The sequence below is a fragment of the Shewanella sp. S1-49-MNA-CIBAN-0167 genome (assembly GCF_040310145.1).
GTDB lineage: Bacteria > Pseudomonadota > Gammaproteobacteria > Enterobacterales > Shewanellaceae > Shewanella > Shewanella psychromarinicola.
In genome coordinates this window covers 1-239 of record NZ_JBEOPO010000477.1, presented here as the reverse complement: position 1 = coordinate 239, position 239 = coordinate 1, and the positions used below count along the sequence as shown (strand labels likewise).

Below are 239 nucleotides of genomic sequence, written 5' to 3'. Positions count from 1 at the left end.
CATCGATATCGGTTTCAATGGCAATGGTGTTTGGATCGCCAATTTGCAAGGTAAAACCCATTTCTAAATTGGGCATGTGACGCACGGTTTGTCCATGTGAACCAATCGCGATCACCTCAGCGGCAGTCACTGTTGATTTTGCCAATAAGTGATTTACTGCCTGAGCAAACAGTTTGCCGACACTGCGATCGAGCCTACCTAAGCGGTTAATTTCATCTGTTTCGGGTTGACATAAACGC

At 46.0% G+C, this 239-nt stretch carries 1 protein-coding gene; it reads right to left on the bottom strand.

What is annotated here, in order from left to right; all coding sequences use genetic code 11:
• Nucleotides 1–239 (bottom strand): anhydro-N-acetylmuramic acid kinase (locus AAEZ00_RS22085; RefSeq protein ID WP_351090178.1); only part of this gene is annotated, 239 nt, incomplete at both ends.